The sequence below is a fragment of the Bilophila sp. 4_1_30 genome (assembly GCF_000224655.1).
Classification (GTDB): domain Bacteria; phylum Desulfobacterota; class Desulfovibrionia; order Desulfovibrionales; family Desulfovibrionaceae; genus Bilophila; species Bilophila wadsworthia.
Genome location: NZ_JH114232.1, coordinates 568,844 through 572,134 on the forward strand (window position 1 = coordinate 568,844; position 3,291 = coordinate 572,134).

Annotated in this window: 4 protein-coding genes; all 4 read left to right on the forward strand. The window is 60.2% G+C overall.

Annotated features, from left to right (window positions below):
• Positions 1 to 274 precede the first annotated feature (274 nt).
• The 4 genes from HMPREF0178_RS09145 (at position 275) to mdtI (ending at position 2,987) form a co-directional block, all read left to right on the forward strand.
• Positions 275 to 1,054 carry a YkgJ family cysteine cluster protein gene (locus tag HMPREF0178_RS09145; protein ID WP_009380361.1) on the forward strand — a complete coding sequence of 260 codons (780 nt, stop codon included), beginning with the start codon at positions 275 to 277 and terminating at the stop codon, positions 1,052 to 1,054.
• A gap of 25 nt (positions 1,055 to 1,079) precedes the next feature.
• A complete protein-coding gene (thiD, locus tag HMPREF0178_RS09150) occupies positions 1,080 to 1,898 on the forward strand; it encodes a bifunctional hydroxymethylpyrimidine kinase/phosphomethylpyrimidine kinase (protein WP_009380362.1) in 819 nt (272 codons plus the stop codon).
• A gap of 367 nt (positions 1,899 to 2,265) precedes the next feature.
• Positions 2,266 to 2,661 (forward strand): multidrug efflux SMR transporter, encoded by a 396-nt coding sequence (locus tag HMPREF0178_RS09155; protein WP_009380364.1) that lies wholly within the window; start codon positions 2,266 to 2,268, stop codon positions 2,659 to 2,661.
• The gene (gene mdtI, locus HMPREF0178_RS09160) at positions 2,658 to 2,987 is read left to right on the forward strand and encodes a multidrug/spermidine efflux SMR transporter subunit MdtI (RefSeq protein ID WP_009380366.1); all 330 of its coding nucleotides are present in this window, start codon (positions 2,658 to 2,660) and stop codon (positions 2,985 to 2,987) included. Before HMPREF0178_RS09155 ends, mdtI begins: the two co-directional genes overlap by 4 nt.
• Positions 2,988 to 3,291 lie beyond the last annotated feature (304 nt).

The window sequence follows — 3,291 nt, forward strand, 5'->3', positions numbered from 1 at the left end:
CCCCCTCCACTCCCAAGACTTTTGACCTTATCGAATCCCTCTTGTCGGTTTTCTCTGTGGATTGAAGGGGGATTGGTTGAGGTTAGGATAAAAGAGGACGGTTCCATCCGAGGTGAGGATGGGCCGTTTTCTTTTGGGAGGGGAATAGAGTGCTGTTGCTTTGAAATATATCCCTCCTCCAACGCCGCTGTACCGCCTCAAAAGGAACTTGCGCTTGCCGCCGGGGGCGGAGTCCCGTACCATCGGGGGAGATGTTCAACAAGGAAGGATTCTGATGTCATCCTGTAAACGCTGCGGCCAATGTTGCCGCCTCGGGGGGCCGGTGCTGCATAGGGACGACTTGTCCCTGCTCGATCGCCTTGATGCTCCGGCTAAGGGAACCGTTCCGTTCGGCATGGCCGATCTGGTTACGTTGCGTACTGGCGAACTGGTCCGCGACGATGTGATCGGCACCCTGACGCCTCTTGAGGGCGAATGTGTGAAGCTTGCCCCGGGCAAGGGCCGGACGGATTGGGAATGCCGTTTTCTCGTTCGGATGCCGGATGCCCTGCCGGGCCGGGACGCCGGATGCGCGATTTATGACCGCCGCCCTTCCCAGTGCCGTGCGCTGGACTGTTCCGACACGCGGGGCATCGCCGATCTGTACGCCCATGACCGCGCCTCCCGCGCGGACGTGATGCGGGCCGTGGGCGCGCCGGAGGAATGGCTCGGCCTGTTCCCCGCCTATGAGGAAATGTGCGCCTATTCGCGTATCGCGCCGCTGGCGAAGCTGGTCATGCCGCCGATCAACCCCGGCACGCCCGCCGAAAAGGAAGCTACCGAAGCCCTGCTGGAAACGGTGCGCTACGATATTTCGTTCCGCCAACTGTGCGTGGAGCGCGGCAACATCCCGGAAGGCTGCCTTCCCTTCCTGATCGGGCGTCCGCTTTCCGAAACGCTCGTCATGTTCGGCTTGGCCCTGACCCGGAACAATAACCGGATGGGGCTTGTTCGCCGGGGTGAGGGAAGGTATGGTGGCCCCGTGTTTCCCGACGGGAAGGATCTCTACAGATAATCGCACCATCAAAGGAGCGTTTGCCATGCCTACTCCTCCATGTATCCTCACCATCGCCGGTTCCGACTCCGGCGGCGGCGCGGGCATTCAGGCCGACCTCAAAACCATCACTGTTATCGGCGGGTTCGGGATGAGCGTCATTACCGCCCTGACCGCGCAGAACGGCGTGGGCGTCGCGGGTATCCATGCCCCGGAACCGGGCTTTGTGGGGCTTCAGCTCAAAACGGTCCGGGAAGGCTTCCCCATCGCCGCGGCCAAGACCGGTATGCTGTTCTCCGCTGAAATCATTGAGGCGGTCGAAGCCGGATTGCAGGGGCGCGAGTTCCCGCTTGTGGTTGATCCCGTCTGCGTAAGCCAGAGCGGGCAGCGGCTCCTCCGCGAGGATGCGGTCAATGCCTTGCGCTGGCATATTCTGCCCAAGGCCGATCTCCTGACGCCCAACCGTCCCGAAGCGGAACTGCTCGCGGACATGAAGATCGACTCCGAAAAGGACATAGACGTCGCCGCGCGCAAGCTCCTCGATATGGGCCCCAAGGCCGTCCTCATCAAGGGGGGGCATTTCGGCTCGGCCTCCGACGCCGAATTCACGGATTGGCTGGCTCTGCCGGACGAACCGCTCATCGCGTTGAAGCAGCCCGGAGTGAAGACCTCGAACAACCACGGCACGGGTTGCACGTTGTCCGCCGCCATTGCGACCTATCTGGGGCTTGGTCTCGGGATTCGGGAGGCCATCGTGCACGCCCAGAAGTTTCTGAACCATTGCCTGCGCCACGGGTACGCGCCGGGGCTCGGGGCGGGCCCGCCGAACCACGCTTCATGGATCGCCAAGCGGGTTGGCGAATAGCTTTTCCGGCGGAAAAAAGAGGACGTCCGCACGCCGTTGCGCTCGAAATGTCGGTTCTCGTTTTCTCTTTTTTCCGCCGTGTCGCTTGTCCCGCTTTCTCGGGAGATTCGGTTTCCGGCACACGGGCGTTTTATCGTCCGTGGGAACGCCGCCTTGCCTTCCATGCCAATATGTTTTATCTTTTTTTATTATGATGACATCCGCTCTCTATCCCCGCTGGCTGCAATGCGGCCTCTCCTCAGCCGAACGGACTTGGATCAGCCTGCTCTAAGTCTCCCTCCGCACGTCTTCGTTTTTTCCCTTTTTGTTATCCGGGCGTCGCCGCGCTCTGTTTGCGCGTGTGCGCCTCAAGACGACGGAGTTTTCTATGTCTTCTGTATCGCATGTGAAGCATTGGTTTTTCTTGTTCTGTGCCATCGTTTTCGAAGTGGGCGGAACCTCGGTGATGAAGATGTCCCAACACGAAGGCTGGTTGCTCGGCCCCAACGCGGGGCTCATGACCATGTTCGCGCTGATCGGGCTTTCATACTACTGCCTTGCCCTCGCCGCGACCGGGCTCCCCATCGGCGTCGCCTATGCGTTCTGGGAAGGCCTCGGGCTTACGATGATCACCCTCGTGAGCGTGTTCCTGCTCGGTGAGGCTATGAACCTGCAACGCTTCTTCGCACTGCTGGCGGTTCTCGGTGGGGCGCTGCTGATCCATCACGGCACATCCGAAGGCGGGCCCGCCCAGCGTCCCGCCAAGGCGGGGGTGGCGTCATGAGTTCGTTCTTTTCGCTTTCGTTGTTGGCGGTGATCGTTGCCGCGCTGCTGGATATCGTGGCCAACCTGCTGCTTGCCAAATCGCAGGGGTTCCGGCGCAAGTTCATGGGGTTCGCTTCGCTCGGCATGGTCGGGCTGGCCTTTTACTCGCTTTCGCTCGCCGTGCGGGACATGGATCTCGCGGTGGCCTACGCCATGTGGGGCGGTTTCGGTATCCTCGGAACGTCCATTGGCGGCTGGCTTCTGCTCGGCCAGAGGCTCAAGCCCTGCGCATGGCTCGGCATGGTGTTGCTCATCGGCGGCATGACGGTGTTGAAGTTGAGTTAGCGCAAAGAGCATAGAGGCATTGGGGAAGGGAGGGAAAACTTTTCTGGAGAAAAGCTTTTCCCTCCCTTCCCCAAACCCCATCCCTCCCTTTCCAAAGACTTTTGACTTTATCGAATCCCTCTTGTCGGTTTTCCCTGTGGATATGAAAAGAGCCTGAACACATACCTGTTCAGGCCCTTGTTTTTGGGAGGGAAGAGAAAAGGATTACAAACTGTGAGCGGAACGGATTCCTTTCGCGTTTCCTCCCCATCCGTCGAAGTTTTTGCGGGAGGGGGCCGGGGGGAGGGAGCTTTTTGCAAAAGCT

What these genes read in the sequence shown, in the direction of transcription:
- HMPREF0178_RS09145 (WP_009380361.1), top strand. Translation starts at nt 275, where the DNA reads ATGTCATCCTGTAAACGCTGCGGCCAATGTTGCCGCCTCGGGGGGCCG.
- thiD (WP_009380362.1), top strand. Translation starts at nt 1,080, where the DNA reads ATGCCTACTCCTCCATGTATCCTCACCATCGCCGGTTCCGACTCCGGC.
- HMPREF0178_RS09155 (WP_009380364.1), top strand. Translation starts at nt 2,266, where the DNA reads ATGTCTTCTGTATCGCATGTGAAGCATTGGTTTTTCTTGTTCTGTGCC.
- mdtI (WP_009380366.1), top strand. Translation starts at nt 2,658, where the DNA reads ATGAGTTCGTTCTTTTCGCTTTCGTTGTTGGCGGTGATCGTTGCCGCG.